The sequence below is a fragment of the Leifsonia sp. NPDC058248 genome, from assembly GCF_042881905.1.
Lineage (GTDB): Bacteria > Actinomycetota > Actinomycetes > Actinomycetales > Microbacteriaceae > Leifsonia.
Window position 1 is genome coordinate 359,905 of sequence record NZ_JBHVXB010000001.1, and the last position, 20,984, is coordinate 380,888.

General features: G+C 62.3%; 19 protein-coding genes and 1 tRNA gene. 10 read left to right on the forward strand and 10 right to left on the reverse strand.

The window, feature by feature from the left end; translation table 11 throughout:
* The first annotated feature begins 90 nt into the window (after window positions 1-90).
* Window positions 91-486: a hypothetical protein gene (locus ACFVV5_RS01935; protein ID WP_387238113.1), complete on the forward strand. Its 396-nt coding sequence runs from the start codon at window positions 91-93 to the stop codon at window positions 484-486.
* 85 nt (window positions 487-571) lie between these two features.
* On the opposite strand, the gene ACFVV5_RS01940 is transcribed toward ACFVV5_RS01935, so the two are convergent.
* Window positions 572-1,270, reverse strand: a complete 699-nt coding sequence (locus ACFVV5_RS01940; RefSeq protein ID WP_387238116.1) for a hypothetical protein — start codon at window positions 1,268-1,270, stop codon at window positions 572-574.
* A 318-nt stretch (window positions 1,271-1,588) separates the two neighbouring features.
* On the reverse strand, window positions 1,589-1,885 hold the full coding sequence (locus ACFVV5_RS01945) for a hypothetical protein (protein ID WP_387238822.1): 297 nt from the start codon (window positions 1,883-1,885) through the stop codon (window positions 1,589-1,591).
* On the opposite strand from ACFVV5_RS01945, the gene ACFVV5_RS01950 reads away from it, so the two are divergent.
* From ACFVV5_RS01950 to ACFVV5_RS01975, 6 genes are all read left to right on the forward strand, one after another.
* Complete coding sequence (locus ACFVV5_RS01950; RefSeq protein WP_387238119.1) at window positions 1,874-2,059, forward strand: hypothetical protein; 186 nt, start codon at window positions 1,874-1,876, stop codon at window positions 2,057-2,059. The two genes, ACFVV5_RS01945 and ACFVV5_RS01950, sit on opposite strands and share 12 nt — an antisense overlap.
* A 70-nt stretch (window positions 2,060-2,129) precedes the next feature.
* A complete protein-coding gene (locus ACFVV5_RS01955; protein WP_387238122.1) occupies window positions 2,130-2,747 on the forward strand; it encodes a hypothetical protein in 618 nt (205 codons plus the stop codon).
* Window positions 2,744-3,133: a hypothetical protein gene (locus ACFVV5_RS01960; RefSeq protein WP_387238125.1), complete on the forward strand. Its 390-nt coding sequence runs from the start codon at window positions 2,744-2,746 to the stop codon at window positions 3,131-3,133. Before ACFVV5_RS01955 ends, ACFVV5_RS01960 begins: the two co-directional genes overlap by 4 nt.
* On the forward strand, window positions 3,126-3,437 hold the full coding sequence (locus ACFVV5_RS01965; protein WP_387238128.1) for a hypothetical protein: 312 nt from the start codon (window positions 3,126-3,128) through the stop codon (window positions 3,435-3,437). Before ACFVV5_RS01960 ends, ACFVV5_RS01965 begins: the two co-directional genes overlap by 8 nt.
* Before the next feature lie 456 nt (window positions 3,438-3,893).
* A complete protein-coding gene (locus ACFVV5_RS01970; protein ID WP_387238131.1) occupies window positions 3,894-4,289 on the forward strand; it encodes a hypothetical protein in 396 nt (131 codons plus the stop codon).
* Window positions 4,290-4,758: 469 nt separating this feature from the next.
* A complete protein-coding gene (locus ACFVV5_RS01975) occupies window positions 4,759-6,555 on the forward strand; it encodes an ATP-dependent endonuclease (protein WP_387238133.1) in 1,797 nt (598 codons plus the stop codon).
* A 201-nt stretch (window positions 6,556-6,756) separates the two neighbouring features.
* On the opposite strand, the gene ACFVV5_RS01980 is transcribed toward ACFVV5_RS01975, so the two are convergent.
* From ACFVV5_RS01980 to ACFVV5_RS01995, 4 genes are all read right to left on the reverse strand, one after another.
* A complete protein-coding gene (locus ACFVV5_RS01980) occupies window positions 6,757-8,328 on the reverse strand; it encodes an HNH endonuclease family protein (RefSeq protein ID WP_387238799.1) in 1,572 nt (523 codons plus the stop codon).
* A gap of 50 nt (window positions 8,329-8,378) precedes the next feature.
* Window positions 8,379-9,194 (reverse strand): IS21-like element ISLxx3 family helper ATPase IstB, encoded by an 816-nt coding sequence (gene istB / locus ACFVV5_RS01985; RefSeq protein ID WP_387238136.1) that lies wholly within the window; start codon window positions 9,192-9,194, stop codon window positions 8,379-8,381.
* Window positions 9,191-10,885 carry an IS21 family transposase gene (gene istA / locus ACFVV5_RS01990; protein WP_387238139.1) on the reverse strand — a complete coding sequence of 565 codons (1,695 nt, stop codon included), beginning with the start codon at window positions 10,883-10,885 and terminating at the stop codon, window positions 9,191-9,193. The genes istB and istA overlap by 4 nt, the downstream gene beginning before the upstream one ends.
* A 104-nt stretch (window positions 10,886-10,989) precedes the next feature.
* A complete protein-coding gene (locus ACFVV5_RS01995) occupies window positions 10,990-11,331 on the reverse strand; it encodes a DUF262 domain-containing protein (protein WP_387238143.1) in 342 nt (113 codons plus the stop codon).
* A gap of 434 nt (window positions 11,332-11,765) precedes the next feature.
* Here ACFVV5_RS01995 and ACFVV5_RS02000 point away from each other — a divergent pair, with 434 nt between their 5' ends.
* Together ACFVV5_RS02000 and ACFVV5_RS02005 are read left to right on the forward strand one after the other, a co-directional pair.
* The gene (locus ACFVV5_RS02000) at window positions 11,766-12,911 is read left to right on the forward strand and encodes a tyrosine-type recombinase/integrase (RefSeq protein ID WP_387238146.1); all 1,146 of its coding nucleotides are present in this window, start codon (window positions 11,766-11,768) and stop codon (window positions 12,909-12,911) included.
* A tRNA-Arg gene (locus tag ACFVV5_RS02005) sits at window positions 12,902-12,973 on the forward strand. The genes ACFVV5_RS02000 and ACFVV5_RS02005 overlap by 10 nt, the downstream gene beginning before the upstream one ends.
* Window positions 12,974-13,452: 479 nt before the next feature.
* Here ACFVV5_RS02005 and ACFVV5_RS02010 read toward each other — a convergent pair.
* The 4 genes from ACFVV5_RS02010 to ACFVV5_RS02025 all read right to left on the reverse strand — a co-directional run bounded on the left by ACFVV5_RS02010 (window position 13,453) and on the right by ACFVV5_RS02025 (window position 18,799).
* Window positions 13,453-15,168 (reverse strand): ADP-ribosylglycohydrolase family protein, encoded by a 1,716-nt coding sequence (locus ACFVV5_RS02010; RefSeq protein ID WP_387238149.1) that lies wholly within the window; start codon window positions 15,166-15,168, stop codon window positions 13,453-13,455.
* A 2-nt stretch (window positions 15,169-15,170) separates the two neighbouring features.
* Window positions 15,171-15,878 (reverse strand): DarT ssDNA thymidine ADP-ribosyltransferase family protein, encoded by a 708-nt coding sequence (locus tag ACFVV5_RS02015; protein WP_387238152.1) that lies wholly within the window; start codon window positions 15,876-15,878, stop codon window positions 15,171-15,173.
* Entirely contained in the window at window positions 15,875-17,233 is a 1,359-nt protein-coding gene (locus ACFVV5_RS02020) for a 3'-5' exonuclease (protein ID WP_387238155.1), read from the reverse strand. The genes ACFVV5_RS02015 and ACFVV5_RS02020 overlap by 4 nt, the downstream gene beginning before the upstream one ends.
* Before the next feature lie 252 nt (window positions 17,234-17,485).
* Window positions 17,486-18,799, reverse strand: coding sequence for a DUF2130 domain-containing protein (locus tag ACFVV5_RS02025; RefSeq protein WP_387238158.1), 1,314 nt, complete (start codon window positions 18,797-18,799; stop codon window positions 17,486-17,488).
* A 184-nt stretch (window positions 18,800-18,983) separates the two neighbouring features.
* On the opposite strand from ACFVV5_RS02025, the gene ACFVV5_RS02030 reads away from it, so the two are divergent.
* Window positions 18,984-20,948 (forward strand): hypothetical protein, encoded by a 1,965-nt coding sequence (locus ACFVV5_RS02030; protein WP_387238161.1) that lies wholly within the window; start codon window positions 18,984-18,986, stop codon window positions 20,946-20,948.
* Window positions 20,949-20,984: the final 36 nt, after the last annotated feature.

Below are 20,984 nucleotides of genomic sequence, written 5' to 3' on the forward strand. Positions count from 1 at the left end.
GGAAAAGCTGTTCACAAAAGGGGTGTGAACGGGCGCCGTTTCAAATACCGAGCATTCGGGCTAAAAGCCCGAAGGCGGTACAGTGGGCTTATGTCAGACCCTCGTTATCGGCCCTGCGACTGGGTTCTCGTGCCTCGCGACTTCGGCGAACAGGAGGACCCTCGGTGGGAGAAACGCCCCGAGAAGGCGGGCGACCGGGCGCGGTATGACGCGTCGGTGCTGCAACACATGGTGGCGCTGCGTGTCCGCTATCGGACCGAGCGGGCGTCGATGAACTGGAAGGCGGTCGCCTTCGCCAGCGGCATCTCCTACGACCGGCTAGTTCGGGTGCTTCACGGTCAAGTGGTGATGCGCCTTGAGGACGTCGCCCGCTTGGAGGAGGTACTCGGTCCCGTCCTCCACATTGACCGCGTCTCCGTCCGCGGATACCGCAAAGGGCGGGCCGAGCGGGTGGGGACGGTTTGGCCAGAAGCAGCAGGTCGATAACAAGTCAGGTCCCCGTGTGATGGGTCCCGATTGTGCTCCGCGGCCGTCTCCGTACCGCTAATCTCCGGGCTGTCGTTGGGGCTCATCATTTGTCCGAACTGCGTGCGGAGAAAGCCTGCGGCTGGACGCCAGTGATCATGACGATGACGGTAGTGGTACGGGTTGTGAACGCAACTCGCTTGGGGTCGCCGAGCGGTTCCAGGCGGAAGATAGCGGGTCTGCCAACCTCGAGTTGCTGGATTGAAAGGATCTTGATCGGCTTGTAGTCGCGGCGCAGGTCGCTGGGTTCGGGAAAGTCTGCTTCCTGTGGGGGCAGGAGACCGGGCATCCGGGTGAGGAACATCGTCGCGAGATCGATCTGATAAATCGTTCCGCTCGCGGTGTAAACCTCGATCGCCCGTGATGCCGGCAGCTGCTCGCGGGTCGCACCGGAAGCCATCAGGAGGCTCAGGCGGAGCGTTGATTCGAGTTCGCCGACCCGATCAAGCGGTACGAAGAACTCTTTCAGCACCTGAACAAGCGAAGACACTGTTCCGTCGCCGTGATTAGCCGCTATGACCGTCTGTTCGCCATGGCGTACGACGCCAAGCGTCACGACGTTCTCGGTTCCTTCGCGAGCGATCCACGCCAGTCGATGAAAGTCGGGGTCGTCGCCGGTGGCGGCGAACTTGACGCGGGGATGAGCGTCGATTACGTCAAGCGCCTCCCGCCAGGACGCAAGGAGACGCGGCGCCTCGTCGCCTGCACTGTAGGTGACCTCGACGGGTTCGCTCGGCCCTGTCATGACTGCTCCTCCGGTTGAGCACCGGCCGGTCCGCGCTTGCTCCGGCCGGTGTATCTCACGACGGTAATCCCGCGCCGGAAGCCGATGTTCCCGCGCCGGCATACACCTTCAATTCGAGCGGCGGGATGCCGCGCATAGGGGTCCGACACTGCACCGTGCCGTGTCGGAAAGGTCACCGTGCGCCCTCGACTTCGCGCCCTCCACACCGAACATCGCCGACTTGCTGAAGGGGATCTTTCCGAACTCTCCGACGACGAGCGACGGTCGGTCCTTCACTACCTGATCGATCACGCCCTGCTCACCGGCACCGACATACCGTCACATGCCGGACGCCGCGATCGAGCCTGGATGCTCCGCCTTCACCAAGTGGAACAGCACCTCGCCGAAACCGGAGAGCTCCCCCACGAAAACACCCGACTGCCCCGTGGCGCGCGCCGAAAGGCCCGTCAAACCGGGGCCGAGTGGCTCCGTCACCAACGACGCGCAGCAACACGAGATCTCCATTCCGGCTACCAACGGCGCCGACTTGAGACATTGCCCGGGTTCCGTTGGCAACCCCTCGCGGACAGATGGATCGACACCCTCCGCGCGTACGCCGCATTCGTGGAAACCCATCGACGGTCCCCGGCTTATCGAAGCATCGACCCCGCCGAGCGAGCCCTCGCCGGATGGGCGGCGAAACAACGCCACGCCCGCCGTCATGGTCGGCTCAGCCCCGCCCGCGAAGCCGCACTAGAACGAATCCCCATCTGGGCATGGGGCTCGCTCAGCGAATCGGAGGAACCCTAAGACGAAGCACGGCTCACCCAAGTCGTGCAATCATCCGCTCACTAGAAATGCGAGAGGTGGTCCGTGACCCGTGAGCGACGAAGCGTGCAAAGCCGCCGACGAAACAGCCGAGTACCTTTCTCGCGCTCGCGAGATGGTCGACGAGTTCGCGAACGATTACCCAGAGGTGACGGTCTACCCCTGCACGATGACCTTCGTCGCCTACACGGAAGAGCCGGCAGTCGCGTTCCTCATCTGGATCCGAGAGTTCACACACGGGGCAGCGGCCCTCGAACTGAACCCGACCGGCACCGCCGAGGAAATGCGTGCCGACCTCATCCGGTCGATGCACGCAGCGCGCGTCGGTCTGAAGAACCTCTGGTTCGACACCCACGAAGACGACAACGCACGACTACAAGCCAAAGTATTCGCCGTTGCGGACGAGCTCACCGTGGCTCTCAACTCCGCCCACTACGGCGCACCAAGCGGAACGCTCACACTCACCGAGGGGGCCGACCAACACATAGCCGAACTCACGATCTCGATCTTCGTCGCCGACGAATCGTACGACATCGAGGAGTCCGTCGATCTCCGGGCATCTGCCGCCGACGCTGTGGCCGAGTTGATTGGTCGCCTCGACGAGCGCCGGCAGCGCCTGGTCGAGGCAGCGGCGCAGAGTTCGTCCAGCGACCCGAGCACACCAGCATGAGTAGCGACGAACCGATGGACGTGCCAGCGTGGTTGCGGAACCAACCCATCGGCACCGTTTTTGCCCATGCGAGCCCGGGCCACATGCCAGACAGCTGGGTAAAGGAGGAACGCGGCTATCGGCGCACCTACGACTGGGTCCGGTTCAAGGCCGAAGACTTCAAATGGCACCACGTTGAGCCCACCGCCCCGATCGAAGGATCAATCACCGAAGAAGAAGCCGACGGGCTAGGAGAACGCGCCCGGCTCCTCTCTCCGCATCTGGCTGCCCTACTGCTGGACCCCGAACTCGCAAGCGGAGGATCGACGACAATTGTCCGCTCCCGGAAACCCCCGAACGATGGCGCGACTCTAGGACAGGGAGGCCAAGGAGCCGTAGATGACTGACGAATCACACGAGTATCGGACGCCAGGGGTGAGTTGGGGTTGGCGGCAGCTTGCCCGGTACCTCCTTGAGGACGTGATTCGGCAGCTGCCGGCAGACAAGTACGCGATCCATTTGGGCACACTCTTCATCAGACGTGACGTGGAACCCGTCATTGCCGTGGTCGGCGCAGGCATGCCGGACTTTCGTAAAGCGATCACTGTTATCGAATTCGACATGGAGCAGTACACCCACGACGAGAACGTGGAGCGGATCATCGACGCGCTGCAACGATGGCGACAACGTCACGTCGACGCGGAGGGCTGACGTTGCTGCAGAGCGACCCCCCAGCTCCATGCACGCTCTCGATGGAGTTCAGTGCATCCGCGTTCCGCTCCCAGTCAGCTCGGCAGACCCCACGTTGAGAGCCTCTTCGCGTCGGCTAGTCGTGGCGGCCTCGCAGCCGGCACCGGAGCCGAAGACCAAGCTTGAACGCATGCGCCGGTGGACGCCCACACCGCTGCACCTGCAAGCGGAGCGTGCTGAGACTTTATCGCTGCGGCTCCGCGACCGGTTCTCGTTTCCCTCTAACAACCCAACCGCGGAGACCGATCCAAGCGCCTTCGCCTCCAAGCTGATCGGTTTGACTCGGCTTGTTAGCGCTCCACACGCCGTCTTGACCGCGCTGGACGCCGAGCCCTGGCGCGAAGTGTGACGTCTTAGCGACCCCACCTTCGTGTGCGCCTCATATCCCGGCCGGTTGTGGTCAGGTAACGTCCAAGCATGGGATTCGGCGCGACGAAAGCGCAGCAGCAAACAGCAGTCGGCGAAGGACTTGCGCTCGGAGCGATCATGCTCGAGTTGGAGGGGGTGAACGGGAACAAGGGCACTCTCGAACTCGACTTCAGACGAGCCTGGCGCGACTGGAAGTACGCAGAGCTCTTCCCCGCGGTGAAGGCGGACTTCACACGCGACGACGTGCTCCGCATCATGCACGACTCGTCGAGGCGCCGAGGGCCAGTCGTCGCGCACTGGGAAGGATCATGGCCGTTTGTCCCCGTCCTTCGCGTTGAGCAGTGGACTGCGGACGAGGTCGCAGAAAGCATCGATGCGCCTGTGCCGGCGCAGGCATGGGCCGACCTTGTTCGAAATTGGCTCTCGCCGTCGATCCTAGGTTGAAATTCCAGGAACGGGTCCGCGAGCTCGTTGCTGCTCGCGGGCAGTGAGGACCACCAGCTCTCACCGAGGGTAACGATGCGTACTGCGAGCGGCGTGTCCGCGTCTATCGGGAGTCCATGGTCGAGTGGTGTGCACGCGTATGTGTGAGCAGAGTGTTCTCGAGCGTTTTGGGCTTTAGGGCGCTCTATTGGATTCGGATACAGCTGGCTGACGCCTTTGCGCGGGGTGGCCCTTGGCACGCCCTCACCGCGGCAGTCAGGCCACCGAGCCGTTCGCGCTAGGAGTCTTCATCCTTTCGATCGCGCGCCTAGCAGTGGCTAATTCGGTGCGGCTAGGGTATCGCCGCTCTTGCGTGGCAGATCATCACGCAGGCGAGGTGCGCATCGAATGCGCCACGTTCGCGCGTACCTGGCTCAAGTAGTCCGGTACGCTCTGACCGAGTTGCCGCGGCAACAGAATGGACAATGGAGTGCCATCACCTCAGTTGAAGTCGCTCAGGCTTGTTAGCTACAAGGGATTTCAGGACCACGCCATCACGTTTCGTGCATCGAACATTCTTGTTGGGGCCAACAATGCCGGGAAGTCAACGGCTCTCGGCGCTCTGAGATTGATTGTTGCGATGCTGCCCCAGGCGAGGCGGATCAATCCCGACACCGCAGGTAGCCTAGAAGGACGCACACATCGCGGATGGGCGGTCACTCGCGCCGCGGTTGAGGCCGCGGGCTTCTCGGCAGAAAATCTCCGGCACGATTTTCGTCCGGCCGAGACAAGAATCGAAGTTACGACGAACGCGGGTGTTCGGCTTGTGGCATCCTGGCCAGAATTAGACGATCCAGATGAGCCGGCGCCCAACGGCGTTTTCTTCGTTTTCGCGCCTGACGGTTCGTCCTTGACGCCGCGGGGCGCGGCCCGTGACCTCACGCCGAACGTGGCGATGTTGCCGAGCTTGACACCTCTCGACGATCGCGAATCCGCTGTCACCGCGGAAACCTTGAGGCGCCATGCCTCGGGACGACGATCCAGCAGATACTTTCGCAATGTTCTCTGGCAATTGTCGGAGGATCAGTGGATCGACTTCACATCCTTTGTTTACGAGCGGACCCCAGAACTCACCAATCTGGACATTCGTCGCGACTACGGGAACCGCGACAACGACTTCGACCTCTTCTACGCCGAACCCGATACTGGTCATGAGCGCGAGATTGGATGGGCCGGCGACGGAATCCAAATTTGGATCCAGATCCTTTATCACCTGTGGCAACAGAAGAACGCTGACGTGATCTTGTTGGATGAACCCGAAGTCTTCTTGCACCCAGATCTCCAACGTCGCCTTGCGAGGACACTGTTTGACGGTTCGTCGCAAGTGATCCTGGCCACTCACAGTATCGAGATGCTCGCGGAGAGCGAGCCAGGAAGCGCCGTCTGGGTGGATCGGTCGCGGCGCAATTCTCAACGCCCCAGGTCGGACGGGTCCCTTGGGCAGATGGGTCGCCGCCTCGGGAGCGGCTTCGAGCTGGGGATCGGTCGGGCGTTGCGAAGCAGTGCCGTTCTTTTTGTTGAGGGTGACGATGCCCCGGTGCTTGCGCACCTAGCGCGGCGCGCGGGCAAACTCGTTGTAGCAAATGCCGACGCATACGCGACAGTGCCCCTCGGTGGCTTCAGTCGCAACTGGCGAGCCGCGGCGTTCGCGGAAACCATGCAAGCCCTGGGCACGTCAGTCGGAACATTCGTGATACTCGATAGCGACCTTCGCGCGCCCGAAGTCATCGAGACGGAGGTCGCTAGCCTCCGCACCGCCGGGTCTGAAGTACACGTGTGGCGTAGGCGCGAGCTCGAAAACTACCTACTCGTTGCCGCTGCAATCGCACGAGCCTCCGGGCTGCCGGCGCGGGCCGCTAGTGACCTGCTTGCTGACACCCTCGAGGAGCATCGCGAAGAGGCTCTCATTGCACTCGAGGCACAACGCCTTTCAGAGCGTGGCCCGCTCGCCGAGCGCACGGTCCTCGAGCGAGCGAAAGCTGAGTTCACAGCGCGATGGGCAACAGCCGACGGTCCCGAAGGACTCGTCGATGCCAAGTCTGTTATCCGCTCACTCAATTCGCATCTGCAGCGCCGCAAGGCGAACACGCTGAACGTCCACCGCCTAGCAAAACATCTCACCCGGAGTGATATGGCAGAGGAACTTACGACTGTTATTGACGAATTAGCGGAGTTTGTTCTGCGAAACGGCGGCCGCGATCTGGGCCGGCGCCCTGCGGGCAATTAGCTTCGACAATCACAAACGACTGCGTAACTGCCATATGGCTTCAGTACGAAGACGCCATTCCTCCGGGACTAGAAGTAGTTGTCGCCACCGACAAACGGTGCCTGGACCCAACAAGACACGTTGGACGCGCCCCCTGACTCCTGACCCCTGATGAACATGCGCAAGTCGTCCGCGCCCCGGGTTCACCTCGCGATTTGCCGGTCAAGACCTCAGGAAGTCCCCTGACGGCCAGATCTCGATTGCGACCTGTGCAAGGTTGGAGGCGCGAATGTCAATGTGGGTCTCGTCCCAAACGTCGGCGGTGGCGATCGGAAAATTGATCACGAGAGTGTTTTGTTTTGCAAACTCGTCCTTCTTCGACAACCACGGGCCATTCGACAAATGGCCGTTGAAAGACCCGGTGACGAGCGTCAGATTGCCCAAATGGTTTACCGCGCGGCCGCGCTCCTCGCTTGCAGTAAGCCAGGCGACGTCACTCTCGTCGTTCGCCACAAGCTGCCCGTGCAGAACTATAGGCCAGTTTTCTTCCCAAGATTGCGGCATCACATGCTCGATCTGGAGGTTTGAATAGTCGATACTCGCGTCCGGTTGGTGAGGATCGTTGGTGCGAAGGTGTGCATCGATGGCCGATAACAGCAGCGCTATTCTGGGCTGGCCGATTACGCCGTAGTAGCGATTGTGGCGGAATCCATCAACGACTTCTCTGTCGGTGGGCCACGTAAGAGCACCCCGTTGCAAGGAATCGACAACGGCGTCCGCGATGTCGGCGCCAGTCTCGAGGGCGGACTTGGCCGCGCTGAGCACGCGAGCCAGATACGTTCCATACCCGCGTGTCTGAAGTCCGAGGAATGCTCGTCGCAGAGCCCAGGATTCGATTGCACGCACGGCGCGTATATGGTCAGGGAGACTCAGCGTCGCGGCAGGCACGGTACGCAGCCAAGCAAGCAATGGGACGACTGTCGCAAGTTCGAGCCTCTGAATCCTCTCGTATGCCGTCCGGAGGCCATCTTCCGCGACAACAGCATGTGAGTAGATCGCCTCGTAGGCGTCTGAGTACGCCGTAAGTTTCCGCAGCACCGCTTCGGTGCTTGGTCCGTCGTTGAGGTACGCACGTGCTTTTGCGTATAGGTGACCTACGCTCGCCTCTTTACCGGTCTCGGCAGTGAGCCAAACCGAGAGCAGAACATCTCGGCGACCACGTTGCGCATGGCCTCGGCCGACCTCTTCCTTCCACCATGCGCCATCGAAATGTGCCCAATACTTTTCATAAAGGGTCTCGACATCATCGGCAGCCAACTCGCCTCGGAGAAAGAGGAGGTTCTTCACCAGATCGATGGCAGACAGGGGCGTTTGCCTGCCGTTCAGCACCTCAAAAATGACCTGGGCGTCGTCGTTGTCCTCAAGGTCGATAACAACGAGTTTGAAGAGCGTTGACAGCGCATCGGCAAGCGCGTTCATTCGCTCAGGCTGGATCTCCCCACCTTCAGAAACGTACTCGCGTGTGCTCGCAGCGAAGTATGCGCGGGCCTCGAGGTATAGATGATCGTCAGTTGCATAGTCGGGCACGATGTCTTCGGCCGCTGTCGGCCACACCATTCGATCGTTGCGACGTGGCCACAGCTTGTACTTCTCTTCGGGCTTCCCGACCCCGACGAGGTACGGCTTGTTGTAGAGCATGTCGCGGAGTTGATGCTGCTTGGCGGACTCCTCCGCGGTGAGTACATCAAGCACGCCGCGAACCAGTAGCTGTGTCGTGGTTAGACGTTTGAGTATGTCAACTTAACTCAGGACCGCCGGGGCAATCTAAGCGGGACCCACCTCGGTCAGGCGTTCTGGAGTTGGTTCATGGTGTGGGCGAGGCGGTAGGAGTCAGTGCCGGTCTCGATGATGGTGCTGTTGAAGGTGAGCCTGTCAACGATCGCGGCGCAGAGCCGGGGGTCGGTGAAGGTCTTGGTCCAGCCGGAGAAGGACTCGTTGGAGGCGATCGCGATGGAGTTCTTCTCCTCGCGCTCGGTGAGGACCTGGAAGAGCAGCTCGGCGCCGCGGCGATCGAGTTCCATGTAGCCGAGCTCGTCGATGATGAGCAGATCGACGCGGCCGTAACGGGCGATCGTGCGAGCCAGCTGCTTCTCGTCGGCGGCCTCGACGAGCTCGTTCACGAGCCTGGTGGCGAGCGTGTATTTGACCCGGTAGCCCTTCTCGGCGGCGGCAGTGCCGAGCCCGATCAGGAGGTGGGACTTCCCGGTGCCGGAGTCGCCGATCAGGCAGAGCGGTTGGCTCTTGCGGATCCACTCGCCGGTGGCGAGCTGGTTGATGGTGGCCGGGTTGATGTTGGGGTTCGCGTCGTAGTCGAAATCGCCCAACCACTTGTCTCTCGGGAACCCGGCGGCCGAGACGCGGCGGACGGACGAGCGGCGGTCGCGGTCATCGCACTCTGCCATCAGCAGCTCCGCGAGGAACCCCTGGTAGGACAGCTGCTCCTTCTCGGCGACCTTGACCGCCTCGTCGACGACGGCGCGGATCGTGGGCAGGCGTAGCCGGCGGCAGGCTTGATCGACGGCCGCGGTCGCGGCTTCCTCGGTCAGCCCGCGACGACGTCGGAGAGTGGTGGTGACGGTGGTGGTGGTGACGGGGCTCATGTGCCGGTGTCTTCCTTCTGATTGGATGCTGCGGGGAACTGGGGTGTGCGGCGGGTCAGGAGTTCGTCGTAGCCGGCGACCGTCGGCAGTGGACGTTTGTCCGGTGGCAGGCCGGCGATCACTGCGGTCGGGTCGGCAAGCCGGCGTTGGGTGAGGCTGACAACGCGGGGGTGGGTCTGAGCGGATTGTCCGTCCTGTTGCTCAGCGTCGGTGGGAAAGCGAACGCGATGACGGCTTGCGTCAGACCCACTGGCTTCGTGGCGGCGCGCTTCGACTGCGACAACGTCGGCGGTGACAGCGCCAACTGTCAACGCGGCTCGGAGACCGTGCACGACGTCTGCTGTGGCCATTGTCCGGTGGAGCAGGAGCACGTCGATCAGTTCTCGTGTGGCGGCGGAGTCGCCATCGGTCTTGCGTGCGGCAGCCCAGAATGCTTCATGCGCGGCGGTGAAGGCCCCGGTTTCCCGGGCGTGAGCCAACGCCGTTGAGCCGGGCAACGCGCCCGGTTTCAGCTTCAGCACCTCGAGGTAGTGGTCCAGGTTCACGGATTCCCCGCCACGGGCGACGACCCGTTCGTGCCGGGCGACTTCGGTCCGACCATCGAAAACGACGACCTCGGCCGCCCGTAACGACACCCGAACCTGTCGACCGATCAGATGAGCGGGGACGGAGTACTTGGCCTGCCGGACCGTGATCAGACTTGATCTCGACACTCGCGGGTTCAGAACCAGGCCAGGGTCGAACTGTTCTTGCGGGACCGGAGCGAGCAGCGGCTGCTCAAAAGCAAAGTCTTGGCCGACCGTGTGGACGCGGTCATTCACTCGACGAGCACTGTCGGCCTCGTCCCAAGCACGGAACCGTTCGTTGAGCTCTGCCAGCGAATCCGCTCTGGGCATCGGAGACAGGCGATTGCGTCGGAACCGGCCCACCTCGCCCTCGACCCCGCCCTTTTCATGGGCGCCCGCGATTCCGGGTTCGCAATAGAACGCGTCGAAGCCGTAGTGCGAGCGGAACAGCACCCATCGGGCGTTCTCCTCACGCTGCCGGCCGAAGACGACTTTGGTGACCGCCGACGTCAAGTTGTCGTAGCGGATGTGCCTGGTCGGGACCCCGCCGATCGTGTCGAACGCATCGATGTGGCCCTGAAGGAACGCCTCTTGCGACTGCGTCGAGTAGATCCGGTGGACGGCCTTGCCGGAGTTCGAGAGCCGGAACACGAACATGTGGCACTTCGTCTTCACCCCGCCGAGAATGATCCACACGTCACCGAAATCAACCTCGGCCTCCGCGCCTGGCGCGTGGCCTTGCGGAATGAAGGCATCCACCCGGCGGTGGCCGGACTCGATCTCGATCTCGACCCGGCGGACGCGAACATAATCGCGAACCGTCGAATACGACAGCTGCGCCCCGTGTTCCTCGATCAGGCGAGCGAACACGCGCTTTGCGGTATGCCGTTGCTTCTTCGGCGCCGTCAGGTCCTCGACCAACATTGCGTCGATCGCGGCCTTGCAACCATCCAGACGAGGCGCGCTTCGCACGCGTGGCTTCTTCGCCGGTGGCATCGCTGACTCCAACGCCAACCGCACCGTGGTTCGCCCGACCCGATACTTCCGGGACAACGCTCGGATCCCCAGCCCCTCGACCCGCGCGTCACGCCGGATCTGTGCGAACAATTCCATTCTCGGCCTCATCGTTGCCCTTCGCCGCTGGCAACAAAACCACCAGACAAACAACGATGAGACGGGCACCGATCACAACGTCGCGGCCACTCCGACAAACCGCAGGTGGGTCCCGCTTAGATTGCCCCGGTGGGTCCCGCCAACGCTGCCATAGTCAGACGTTGTTGACCATCGATGACCGATCGCAATGTGATTCCACCCGTCGGCGATAGGACGGGCGCTACCACAATCGCTCCAAGGAAATGGGGCGAAACCAGCGCTTCTTTCGCCAGCAGCGCGGAACCGGCTTCGCCGCTTGAGCGAACATCAAGCAGGCGATCTGCCGTCGCGGCGAGATCCTCAAAGAGGAGCTCCCACTGGCCTTCGCGGGTCCATTCATAGTCCCGCTGAAAAGTAGGGATCAAATAGCGCCGGTCAGGCAGCAGGATCTGACTCAAGGGGTAGGTGTTTGCTTGCACGCGTCGACCATATCGGGAGCGAGCAGCGCTGGCATTGCGAGAAACACTGTCACTCCCGTCGTCGGGCGCGCTCTCGCCGACGAGGAGCGAGCGGACCGTGTCGGGCTTCCAGCGAGCGCGCCGGTCGGCGTACCAGGATCCTCGCTGCTCATCAGGCAGCCATCGCACGGAGGCTGGGCGCGCCACATTACTTAACAGCGTCTGCCGGCAGGTACTGAATCACCTGGTCCGGAGGCTCAAAACACGCGGCTACTCGGGCGCTCCGCGGTAGCGACCGATTGGGTTGCGAGGAGGGCTGCGGCGGTCGGCACAAACGCCGGACGGATGGAGCGTCAGGGCATGATGCATTTGACGTGTCGGCGGACTGGCGGGCCGACTTCAAGGCGTACGTGGCAGCAAGCGCGGCGACGATCACGCTGGCGTAGTGTTCGGCAATGGGGTCCATCGACGAATACGACACCGCTCACGGGACGAGGTATCGCGCACGGTACCGCTCACCCGATCGCAAACAGCGAGACCGGCGAGGATTCCTGACCGAGGACGAGGCACGCCTATTTCTTGCGCTGGTCGAGGTTCGAAGAGTGCGCGGCGACCTGCGTGACGGAGCGTCCGCTTCCGTCACGATTGGGACACTCGGTCGTATTTGGCTGAAGAATCAAATCCAGCTAAAGCCCTCAAGCCTGCACTCGCTTGAGATCAGCTGGCGGGTCTTTGTCGAACCCGTGTTCGGAAACACTCCGGTCGGACTCGTCCGTCACACTGACGTCCAAACGTGGGTGGCACGATTGTCGACGAAGAAGGCTGCAGGCACTGTGATACGCGCTCACGGAATTCTGGTCGGCATCATGGACGTGGCGGTTCGGGACCGCCGAATCGCTGACAACACCGCACGAGAGATCCACCTTCCCAGACGCGTACCCAAGCCTCGCGTCTATTTGACCCACGCCCAGGTCGAAATGCTCGCAGTCGAGGCGGCAGCGCATGGGACGCTAATCCGGCTGTTCGCTTTCACCGGGCTGCGGTGGGGTGAGGCGGTCGGGTTGCGGGTCAAGAACGTCGACGTGAACCGCCGCCGCATTCGTGTTGCCGAGAATGCTGTCTATGTGGGCGGCAAAATAATCGTGGGTACTCCAAAGAGTCACGCCGTAAGAAGCGTGGCATTCCCGCCGTCACTTTCGGCGCCATTGGAAGTCCAATTCGCGGACAAGGCGCCCGAGATGTTGTTGTTTGGGGACGGAGTCAACCACCTTCGGCCGTCGACAATCAGGAACGGATGGTTGACCCGCGCCGTCGAACGCTGCCAACGGAAGGACGAGACGTTCCCGCGAGTGACGATTCACGACCTCAGGCATACCGCCGCGTCGTTGGCGATCTCTGCGGGTGCCAATGTGAAAGTCGTTCAACGGATGCTCGGGCACGCATCGGCCGCAATGACCTTGGACTCGTACGCGGGTCTGTTTGACGATGACCTCGACTCGGTTGCGCTGGCATTAGATCGAGCCAGAGCGGACGCCTCCGCTTCACCGCGGCTACTTTCAACCTCGAGCATCCCGGTAAACTCGGGGAGCCAGCCTCTGTAGCTCAACGGAAGAGCAGTTCCGTCCTAAGGAAACGGTTGGGGGTTCGAATCCCTCCAGGGGCACCCTAGAACGCTTGCTAGAACCGAAGGCCAAGTCCGGCCGGCCTTTGTCTGTCCTCCACGGCTCCCCTAGCGATCGCGTCGGTGGTTTCGAGCGACGGGCGAAGTTCCGTCTCTGATCTGAGTGTTGCCCATTGCTGCTGCACGTGGGATGTAGAGCGTGCCGTCTCGGTGAGCTTGGAGTCCACGAGGTCAATATCTATGACCCAGATGCGAACAAAATCGCCTGGTTTGACGCCCTCCGTATCGCGTCGTAGCGATGCGGTAAATGTCGTGGGGATCGCTGAGAAACTTGAGCCATCCGCGGATGTACTCAGCCCCCACGCTGATGGCATCGGTGACCGCGGAAGTATGGTGGAGATCTGGGCTCGTTCACGTTCGATTGCTCGGATGCGCTCGCGCGCATTCGAAGCGGCGAGCCCAACGTCGGCGGCCAAATCCGCGAGGTTGTCCGCCTTCGCAGACAGCCGGTCCAGGCGCTTCTACCTAGATTGAATGATCGTGACGGCGCGGCCATCTGGATCGATGAGCTGGATGTGCATGCCCCGTTCCTTGGTTTCGCGCGTGTTCTGACCGATTCGCTTGGCGCAGGCACCTAGGTCATCGACGGACAGGGTGATTCGAGCATCCGGCAAGCTGAGCGTATCGGAGTCCTGACCGGCCTCGAACCGTACCTCGTCTGTCAACCACGCGCTGCGTCCGTCACGCTCGAGGGTCACCCCGAGGATGTCCTCGTAGAAGGCGGAGGTAATTTGAAGGTCGCCGACCGTCAGCGAGATGAAGACATTCAAGCCCCCGCTCGACGCATCCGACCGTATGGCACTCTTGCGTTCGGCAGCATTCAACTTGGACACCGGGGAACCGGCACTTTGAGGCGCCGAGTGCTCTTTTAGCCGACTATTTCGTCGCAGCCGGTCAACAATGACGGACTGACCGTCCTCGAGGCCAAGTCGAAAGCGCGTGACATCGGGTGATTCGGAGATTGCCGACGCGCCAAGGACGAGATAAGCCCGTCCATCGACAAAAATTCCAGCATCCGTGCCTTGGTCGAGTTCGCGGTACAAAGATGTTGAGGAGATTCTCCCAACGGGTGGCAGCATCGGAACCCCTTCAACCAAAGCCGAAGCGACGCGGGCTATGTAGGGCGCGTCCTGCACATCGCGGAGGCGCCCAAGCCAATGGGCGCCGTGGACGGCGCCTAACAGGGCCCCAGTCATCGATGCCAACGTGTCTGTGTCCGCGCCGTGCTCGAAGGCAGCTTGAAGCAATCCGCTAATGGGGCGTGTGCCTGCACGACTCGCGAGATAGATTGCCGCGGCTGCTGACGCCGTTCCGGACCCTGAGTACTTCCCAATCGCGCCCAGGTCGCTAAGGGTCGCGGTGACGTTCGACATACTGCCCTGACGCAGCGAACGTCGCGCCGTCGCCAGGAGGGCGTACATCTCGGCGTTGACGCGGTTCCACTTCTCGACGTAGCTCGCCCGGTTGTCGGGACGGACCCACTCCTGCGGGACAAAGGAAAGTATCGCGCGGCCATCAATGAGTCCAGCCTCCGCTGCGTGCAGGAAGGATTCGGGTTCGACGACGGATTCGGTCTTAAGCGCGAACGCAAGCGCAGTTCCAAAGCACATCGCACCAATTAAGGCGCGCGGATGTCCGTGGGTGGTGATTCCGTCGCGCACAATCCGCTCGAGGAGCTGCTCCAAAGAGAGACCTCGCGCTGCCGCCCAAATGACATGCGGTCCGATACGCATGGCGACACCATTCGCACCGGCTTCAAAATACGACTGCGTATCGCCAGACCGACTTCCGTGCCACGGTGCGACTTTGCCGCCCCACGAGTTCGCGGCGCTCAACACGGCTCGTCCGCCGCCGCGCTGGTACGTCGGCCAGGCCGGAAGTTCGACCGAGGTGAAGTACCGTTCCCAATCATCGGACACCAGACAGCTGCGCGCGACGGCGAACATGAGCTGCGTGTCGTCGCTATAGGCGCCAGCTTCCACCGTCTCTTGGTATCGGGCATACCGAGAACCGCTGTTGCGCTGCCACGAACTGAATTCAGGGTCGGGGCGGCGGGCGAGGCGTGCCCGTTTGCCCCCAACCAGTCCACCGCGATCTTCCTGAGGCCAGCCCAGGGCGTCGCCGGCTGCAGCGGCAAGCAACAGCGCGTGCGCTCGCTCCTGAAGGCCACCTGCCACGGCTATGCTCCGATCCTGTTTGTGTCTGTCCACGGTCCCTCAAGAGGAATCGATCTGCCCGTCGTGACGGCCGATATGACCCTATCTCGCCGGAAGAGACCCGACGAGGTAAACCAGGGCAGCCCGAGGTCGTCGATCCCAAGGTGTTGGAGTCGGCCACGATCTCGTTGCAGACTGGCGCGATCAGGGACAACGATGCCAGTCACCGCCGACAGGGGAATGGGCGAGGGGATCAAAACCTCCGCCTGAACGTCGGTGGGTGAACTCGGGTTGTGGCTTCGCCCCCGAGGGCGTGAGAACACCGTACTGGCGAACATTTCGTTGAAGGCGTTAGCGCCGGGAGCGAGGTACCGACCGGATCCTTTTGCGGCGTTGACCGGAGAGAAGAGAACGCCGGGACGGGCGGCTTGTATGGGATCGATCAGAAGGATGACCCAGTCGGAGTAGTTGATCGTCGCAGGCCGGCCTGACGCGAGGAAGAAGTAGTACATGTTCGGATACTCGACACTGCAGCACACGTGCCCGAGGTGGCCGTCATATCGGTCCTCGTCCGTGAGCTCATAGGAAGCGTTGCGGCGATCGAGTTCGGCTGTGGAGAGGATCTCCCCAGTGCGGAGGATGCGTCGCAGGTTCCGGCTGTTGGTGAAGTGCGTCAGCCGCGTTATGCCCCGCTCTCGCAGACAGCGTTCGATTTCGGAACCGGCGGTCATGCGGTGATCCCTGAGTTAAGCCATAGCCCACTCGACGGCGAGGGAAGTACGGCGGTGAACTCCTCCGTGTACGTTGCAAGGAGCTCGTCGCGGGCGCGGGTAATACCAACGTACAAAAGGCGAGCGTCACGCTCCATTGCCTCATCTGTACCGAACGCGTCCACCGCTTTCGGCTCAGGATGGGCGGACGCATTCAGGCCGGGCATGATGATGGCATCGAACTCAAGGCCCTTCGCCGAATAGTAGGTGCCGACATATATGCCCGGCTTGTCGGACCAGGGGCTGTCTTCTTTTAGCCCACGCACGTTGGCGATGCCCGACGCGTACCATCGGGCTTCGTGCCAGGTTGGGGCCAGGATCGCGACTCGGCTCGTTGCGCCAAGCTGCTGCGCTTGCACGCGGATCGCGTCTCGTTCAGCTTGCACGTCCGACGCTCGAAAGAGGGTCGGCGGGGTTCCGGCGGCGGTCGGCCTCGTGGGTACTACCAAGTCAGCTGAGTCCGAGAAATGAGGCAACGCTGAGGTGCCGATGGCCAAGTTGGCGATACCGACGCTGTTGCGAAAGTTCTCCTTAAACTCCTCGGCTCTGCGCACGCGTAGGCCACAACTGGCATACGACGTTCGCTGACCGTACAGCTGCTGCGCATAGTCCGCGAAAAGCGTGACGCTGCCCTCGCGGTCTGCCATCTGCACGAGGGACCTAATCGCCTCGGGCGGAAGATCTTGCGCCTCGTCGATGACGATATGACGATAGAGCGGCTCCTCGTCGTCGTCAGCCAATTCCGCGAGCACCGCAGACGGAAGCTCCCACCAGTCGTATCTGTAGCCAGCAATCGCCCGTCGCGCGAGGTATTCATTGCGAATGTCCCACAGGAGTCGCCGCTGGCGCGGCTGCAGCGGCGCAAGCCGCCCGCGTCGCTCCGCGCCCAGGTACGCGTCTCGGTCCGCGAAACCGTGACCCGAGATCCAGTCGAACTCATCCAGGAAGAATTGCAGGGGGCGGTCCAACAGCGTGCTTGAGGCGCCGCTGGAAGCAACGTGTTCGATGGCGCGACGCGCCGCAACATCGCGCGCGTGACCGTCGATGACGACGTTATAGCCAAAACGGCCGCGACGGTGCAGATACCCCCTTGCTACTCGGTGGTAGTTGCGAATATCCACGCCTGCCGAGGCACTACCGACAAGATGCGTGAGGTACGAGACGAGCGCGGTGTTATAAGTGACGAGAAGCGTCCGCCCGGCGTGTTCGTATTGTTCGTCGGCTAAGTACACCGCCCGGTGCACCGCCATGAGCGTTTTTCCAGATCCGGCTGTACCGAGCACGACCTGGTCACGATCTGCGTCGAGGTAGATCACATCTTCTTGGAGATCATTCGGCGTGGGCAGCGTATGTCTCAGCTGGTCAATTGGCACGCCGACGCACCCCCTATAAGGACATCCGATCCAAAGTAGCCGCACCGCGCTTCGCGGCAACACCCTCCCGTTCAGGGGCCCATAATCACGTTGACGATCGGCTCACGTGGGACCGACCAAGCGGTCTCCGAGAAAGGCTTCAAGAGCCCTCCTGTCCGACTTCAGGCGGGAGGGCTCCTGGTTGTTGAGTTGAAGCTAGGCCGCGTCCTCCACGTCCCCTGGAGCCTCGAGTTCAGCGAACTTGGTCTGCATCGTCAGGTTGCCCTTCGTCAGCTTCTTGATGCTGAGGGCCGACGCCTTGTCGTTGGCCAGGCGGAGGTTGTTCTCCGATCCGAGCAGGCTCTCCTTGATCTTCTGGAGGCGATCGATGGTGGTGTCGATGCCCTTGATGGCGTCGTCGAACTTGCGCTTAGCAAGGTCGTAGTTCCGGCCGAACGCCGCCCGGAAGTCATCAAGTTCCGCCTCGAAGTTGGTGATGTCGACGTTCTGCTTCTTCACCTGCTCGAGCTCGGCTTTGACGAGGATGGTGTCCTGCGCGGCGTTGCGGAGCAACGCGATGATGGCGAGGAAGAACTGCGGGCGGACGACGAACATCTTCGGGTAGAGGTGCGACATGTCGGTGATGCCTGTGTACAGTTCGGAATCCTCCTCGAGCATCGAGACGAGCACTGCATACTCGCAGCCCTTGTCGTTCCGGTCCTTGTCGAGCTTGGCCAGGAAGTCGATGTTCTTCTTCTTGCTCGATGAGGCGTCGGCCTCGTTCTTCATTTCGAACATGATCGAGATGTACTCGACGTTGTCGCTTAAGTCGCGGAAGACATAGTCCCCCTTGGTTCCACCCGATGCATCATTGTCCTTGCCGAACTCTGCGTTGGGAAAAGCGAGGGACCGCGCGCGGTTGAACTCGTTTTCGCAGTGAAGTTCGAGAGTCTCCCCGAGCAACTTGACGGAGAGCTTCGCCTTCATATCCTTGAGTCGTTCGATGAGCTCATCCTTCAGGGCGAGTTCCTTCGTGTGCGTCTCGCGCAGTGCGGCGTCCTTGACCTTCTGCTCTGCCGCACGCAGGGCGAGCTGGTTCTCGGCATCGCCGACCTGCTTCTCCGCGACCGAAACCGCCTTCGTGATAGCAAGCTCCTGAGTAGCGGCCGCCATCTCAAGTTCGCCCTTAAGGCGCTCGATGAGAGCGTCCTGCTCTGCGGCAGTCTTCTGCGCCACCTGGGTGACCTTCGTCGCTGCGAGCTCTTTGGCCGTATCCGCATTGATGAGTTCGGTCTTGAGCCGCTCGATTTCCGCGTCCTTTTCAGCAGCAGCCTGCTGTGCTCGCTGCGCGACCTTCGCCTCCGCGAGTTCGATTTCCGTCTGCTTCGCCTTATCTGCCTCAGCCAGGCGGGCGTGCAAATCGCTTTCGAACTCCGCCGTACGGATCTGCTGCGCGATGTCCGCGTATTCCGCCTCATCGATAGTGAATGCCGTCCCGCAGTGGGGGCACTTGATCTCCTTTGCCTTCATGTTGACCTCCGGTTTCGTGTGAGTGGGCCGCTGTGGCAGCCCGGCGGACTCACTGCGGCGACGACTGCTGCCGTCGGTGCAACCTTGGGGCCATAATGGCCGACTCTGCAATCAATTGCCTGATAACCCCTCTTATCAGAAACAACCATTGCCTGAAGTCGCACTCTGCCAATACGTTTGCTCCATGTCCACGACCACACCCCTACTTATCGACCTGGCCGGCGTCGCCCGGCTGGCCGGTGTGCGGCGACCGGTGGCATCCGTCTGGCGGGCGCGATTTGCGTCCACGGACGATCCGTTTCCCGGCGTCGTCGAGAAGCGGGGTGGTCGCGCCCTCTTCGACGCCACGTCGGTAGCGCAATGGCTGGCGCGCACCGATCACGGCAACAATCAAGAGGCTGTCGCCGACGCCGCGGCAGCCGCTGCGCCCAGCGACTTCGACTTCTCCAACTCGGCGCACGTCGCAGGAGTCGATGCGCTGCTCGCCCTGCGCGCCGGGTCTGGGAGACCATTCGGTGATGCGTCGATCGACGAACTCGCGCGCCGGGCTGTACTCATCGACCCTGACGACGAGTGTCTGGCAACGGAGGTGTCGACCAGTCGCGAATCTTGGCCGATGTGGGCGGACCTGCTGACTGACGCAGCGTATTCGCCGACGGGTGCATCGCAACTTCTGGAACGGCGACATCGGGCGACACAGCCCTCCGCGGGATCTGCCGGTCCGCTGACAGCCGATGCAGAAGCCCTTCTGGTGGCGCTGGGCCGCGCGCTCAGTGCCGGACGTCGTCCCGAACTAGTCGCAAACGCCGGGGTCGCCCCGTCGCTCATTTCCGAGCTCGTCGCAGAGCTTGGCGACGACATTGAGGTTTCATCCTCATCCGACGGGCGCGGCATCCGCCGGCGCCTCCTCTGTGACGGGGTCCTAGTGCCGATCAGTCATGACGCTTCGGACACGCCTCGGCTGTGCATCAAGCGCCTCCCGTCAGGCAGCGTAGTGTCCACGACCGAAATCTTGCATGCTGTCGACGAAGTAGCGCTCGAGATGCGAGATGACGACCGCGCGATCGTTATTGCTCCAGCTGCCGCGCTGGTCAGTCCGGTCGCACTGTCCGACGCTCTGACTCGCACAGATGTGCTGCGATCGGGACGGGTACGGGCGATCGTGAAGCTCCCCGCCGGGCTTGTCACCTCGGCCCCACGCGAGCCACTCGCTCTCTGGATCCTCGGGCGCGAGGCCGACGACATCCCAGTGGCAGACCGCTTCACGGCAGTCGCGGACCTTACCGACGTCAGGCTCACGCCCGCCACGAGGATCGATCTCACAAACGATGTTCTCGCAGCGCTCGGAAGCGGCGGAGATGTGCGTTCTCACGCGTTCAGGTTCGCGCGGCTAATGCGCACCACTGCTTTGCAGGCCACCAGAGAGTCACTTGTGAGCAGCGCGACCGCGCCCTCAGCACCCACGCGATCAGCAAAGGATCTCCCGGCTCTCCTCGATCACGCGATCGTGAACCTCGGCCAAGACGCACCTCAGGCTCGACCAGCCGCCGGGCCGGCCCCCACCATGCCGCCAGCACGCGTGGAAGAGCTCCTAGAGATGCGGCACCTCCGAATCCTCGCGGGCACCCGAGTCGAATCTGAAGAGCTCTCCGAATCCGGCCTCGTCGTCGTCGCGGCGGAAGACCTCGACGCGCCAGCGAGGATCGGCAGTCGCCGCATTGACCCCTTAGCGTTCGCGGCTGGGCACCCCTCGGCCCGACTCACTGTTGCAGGGGATGTCGTATTCCGCACCGCACCGACGGCCAAGGCATGGGTTGATCCTGACGGCTCGAAGATCGTGGCCTATCCTGCCAGAGTGCTGCGGATCGACGGGTCGAACCCCGGCGGCCTCGTCTTGGAACTCGTCGTCGCCGACATCAATCGGTCGATCGGCGGGCCCTCCTCCTGGCGACGCTGGAGACTCCGACGGCTGGCAGCTTCGGTAGCTGGACCGCTTCGCGAAGCCCTGTCCGACCTAACAACCCGCCGGGAGGCTCTGGTGCGTCGCATCGCGGCTCTCGACTCCTATACCGAATTGCTCACCGACGCCGTTGTCGCCGGTGCGGTGACATTGCCCCACCACGCTGCTGATGCGGCACCCGAAAACTGAAGGACACTATGTCTCGCACTACTGCAGTCCCGCAGG

What these genes read in the sequence shown, in the direction of transcription:
- ACFVV5_RS01935 (WP_387238113.1), top strand. Translation starts at nt 91, where the DNA reads ATGTCAGACCCTCGTTATCGGCCCTGCGACTGGGTTCTCGTGCCTCGC.
- ACFVV5_RS01940 (WP_387238116.1), bottom strand. Translation starts at nt 1,270, where the DNA reads ATGACAGGGCCGAGCGAACCCGTCGAGGTCACCTACAGTGCAGGCGAC.
- ACFVV5_RS01945 (WP_387238822.1), bottom strand. Translation starts at nt 1,885, where the DNA reads ATGGGTTTCCACGAATGCGGCGTACGCGCGGAGGGTGTCGATCCATCT.
- ACFVV5_RS01960 (WP_387238125.1), top strand. Translation starts at nt 2,744, where the DNA reads ATGAGTAGCGACGAACCGATGGACGTGCCAGCGTGGTTGCGGAACCAA.
- ACFVV5_RS01965 (WP_387238128.1), top strand. Translation starts at nt 3,126, where the DNA reads ATGACTGACGAATCACACGAGTATCGGACGCCAGGGGTGAGTTGGGGT.
- ACFVV5_RS01970 (WP_387238131.1), top strand. Translation starts at nt 3,894, where the DNA reads ATGGGATTCGGCGCGACGAAAGCGCAGCAGCAAACAGCAGTCGGCGAA.
- istB (WP_387238136.1), bottom strand. Translation starts at nt 9,194, where the DNA reads ATGAGCCCCGTCACCACCACCACCGTCACCACCACTCTCCGACGTCGT.
- istA (WP_387238139.1), bottom strand. Translation starts at nt 10,885, where the DNA reads ATGAGGCCGAGAATGGAATTGTTCGCACAGATCCGGCGTGACGCGCGG.
- ACFVV5_RS02000 (WP_387238146.1), top strand. Translation starts at nt 11,766, where the DNA reads ATGGGGTCCATCGACGAATACGACACCGCTCACGGGACGAGGTATCGC.
- ACFVV5_RS02015 (WP_387238152.1), bottom strand. Translation starts at nt 15,878, where the DNA reads ATGACCGCCGGTTCCGAAATCGAACGCTGTCTGCGAGAGCGGGGCATA.
- ACFVV5_RS02025 (WP_387238158.1), bottom strand. Translation starts at nt 18,799, where the DNA reads ATGAAGGCAAAGGAGATCAAGTGCCCCCACTGCGGGACGGCATTCACT.
- ACFVV5_RS02030 (WP_387238161.1), top strand. Translation starts at nt 18,984, where the DNA reads ATGTCCACGACCACACCCCTACTTATCGACCTGGCCGGCGTCGCCCGG.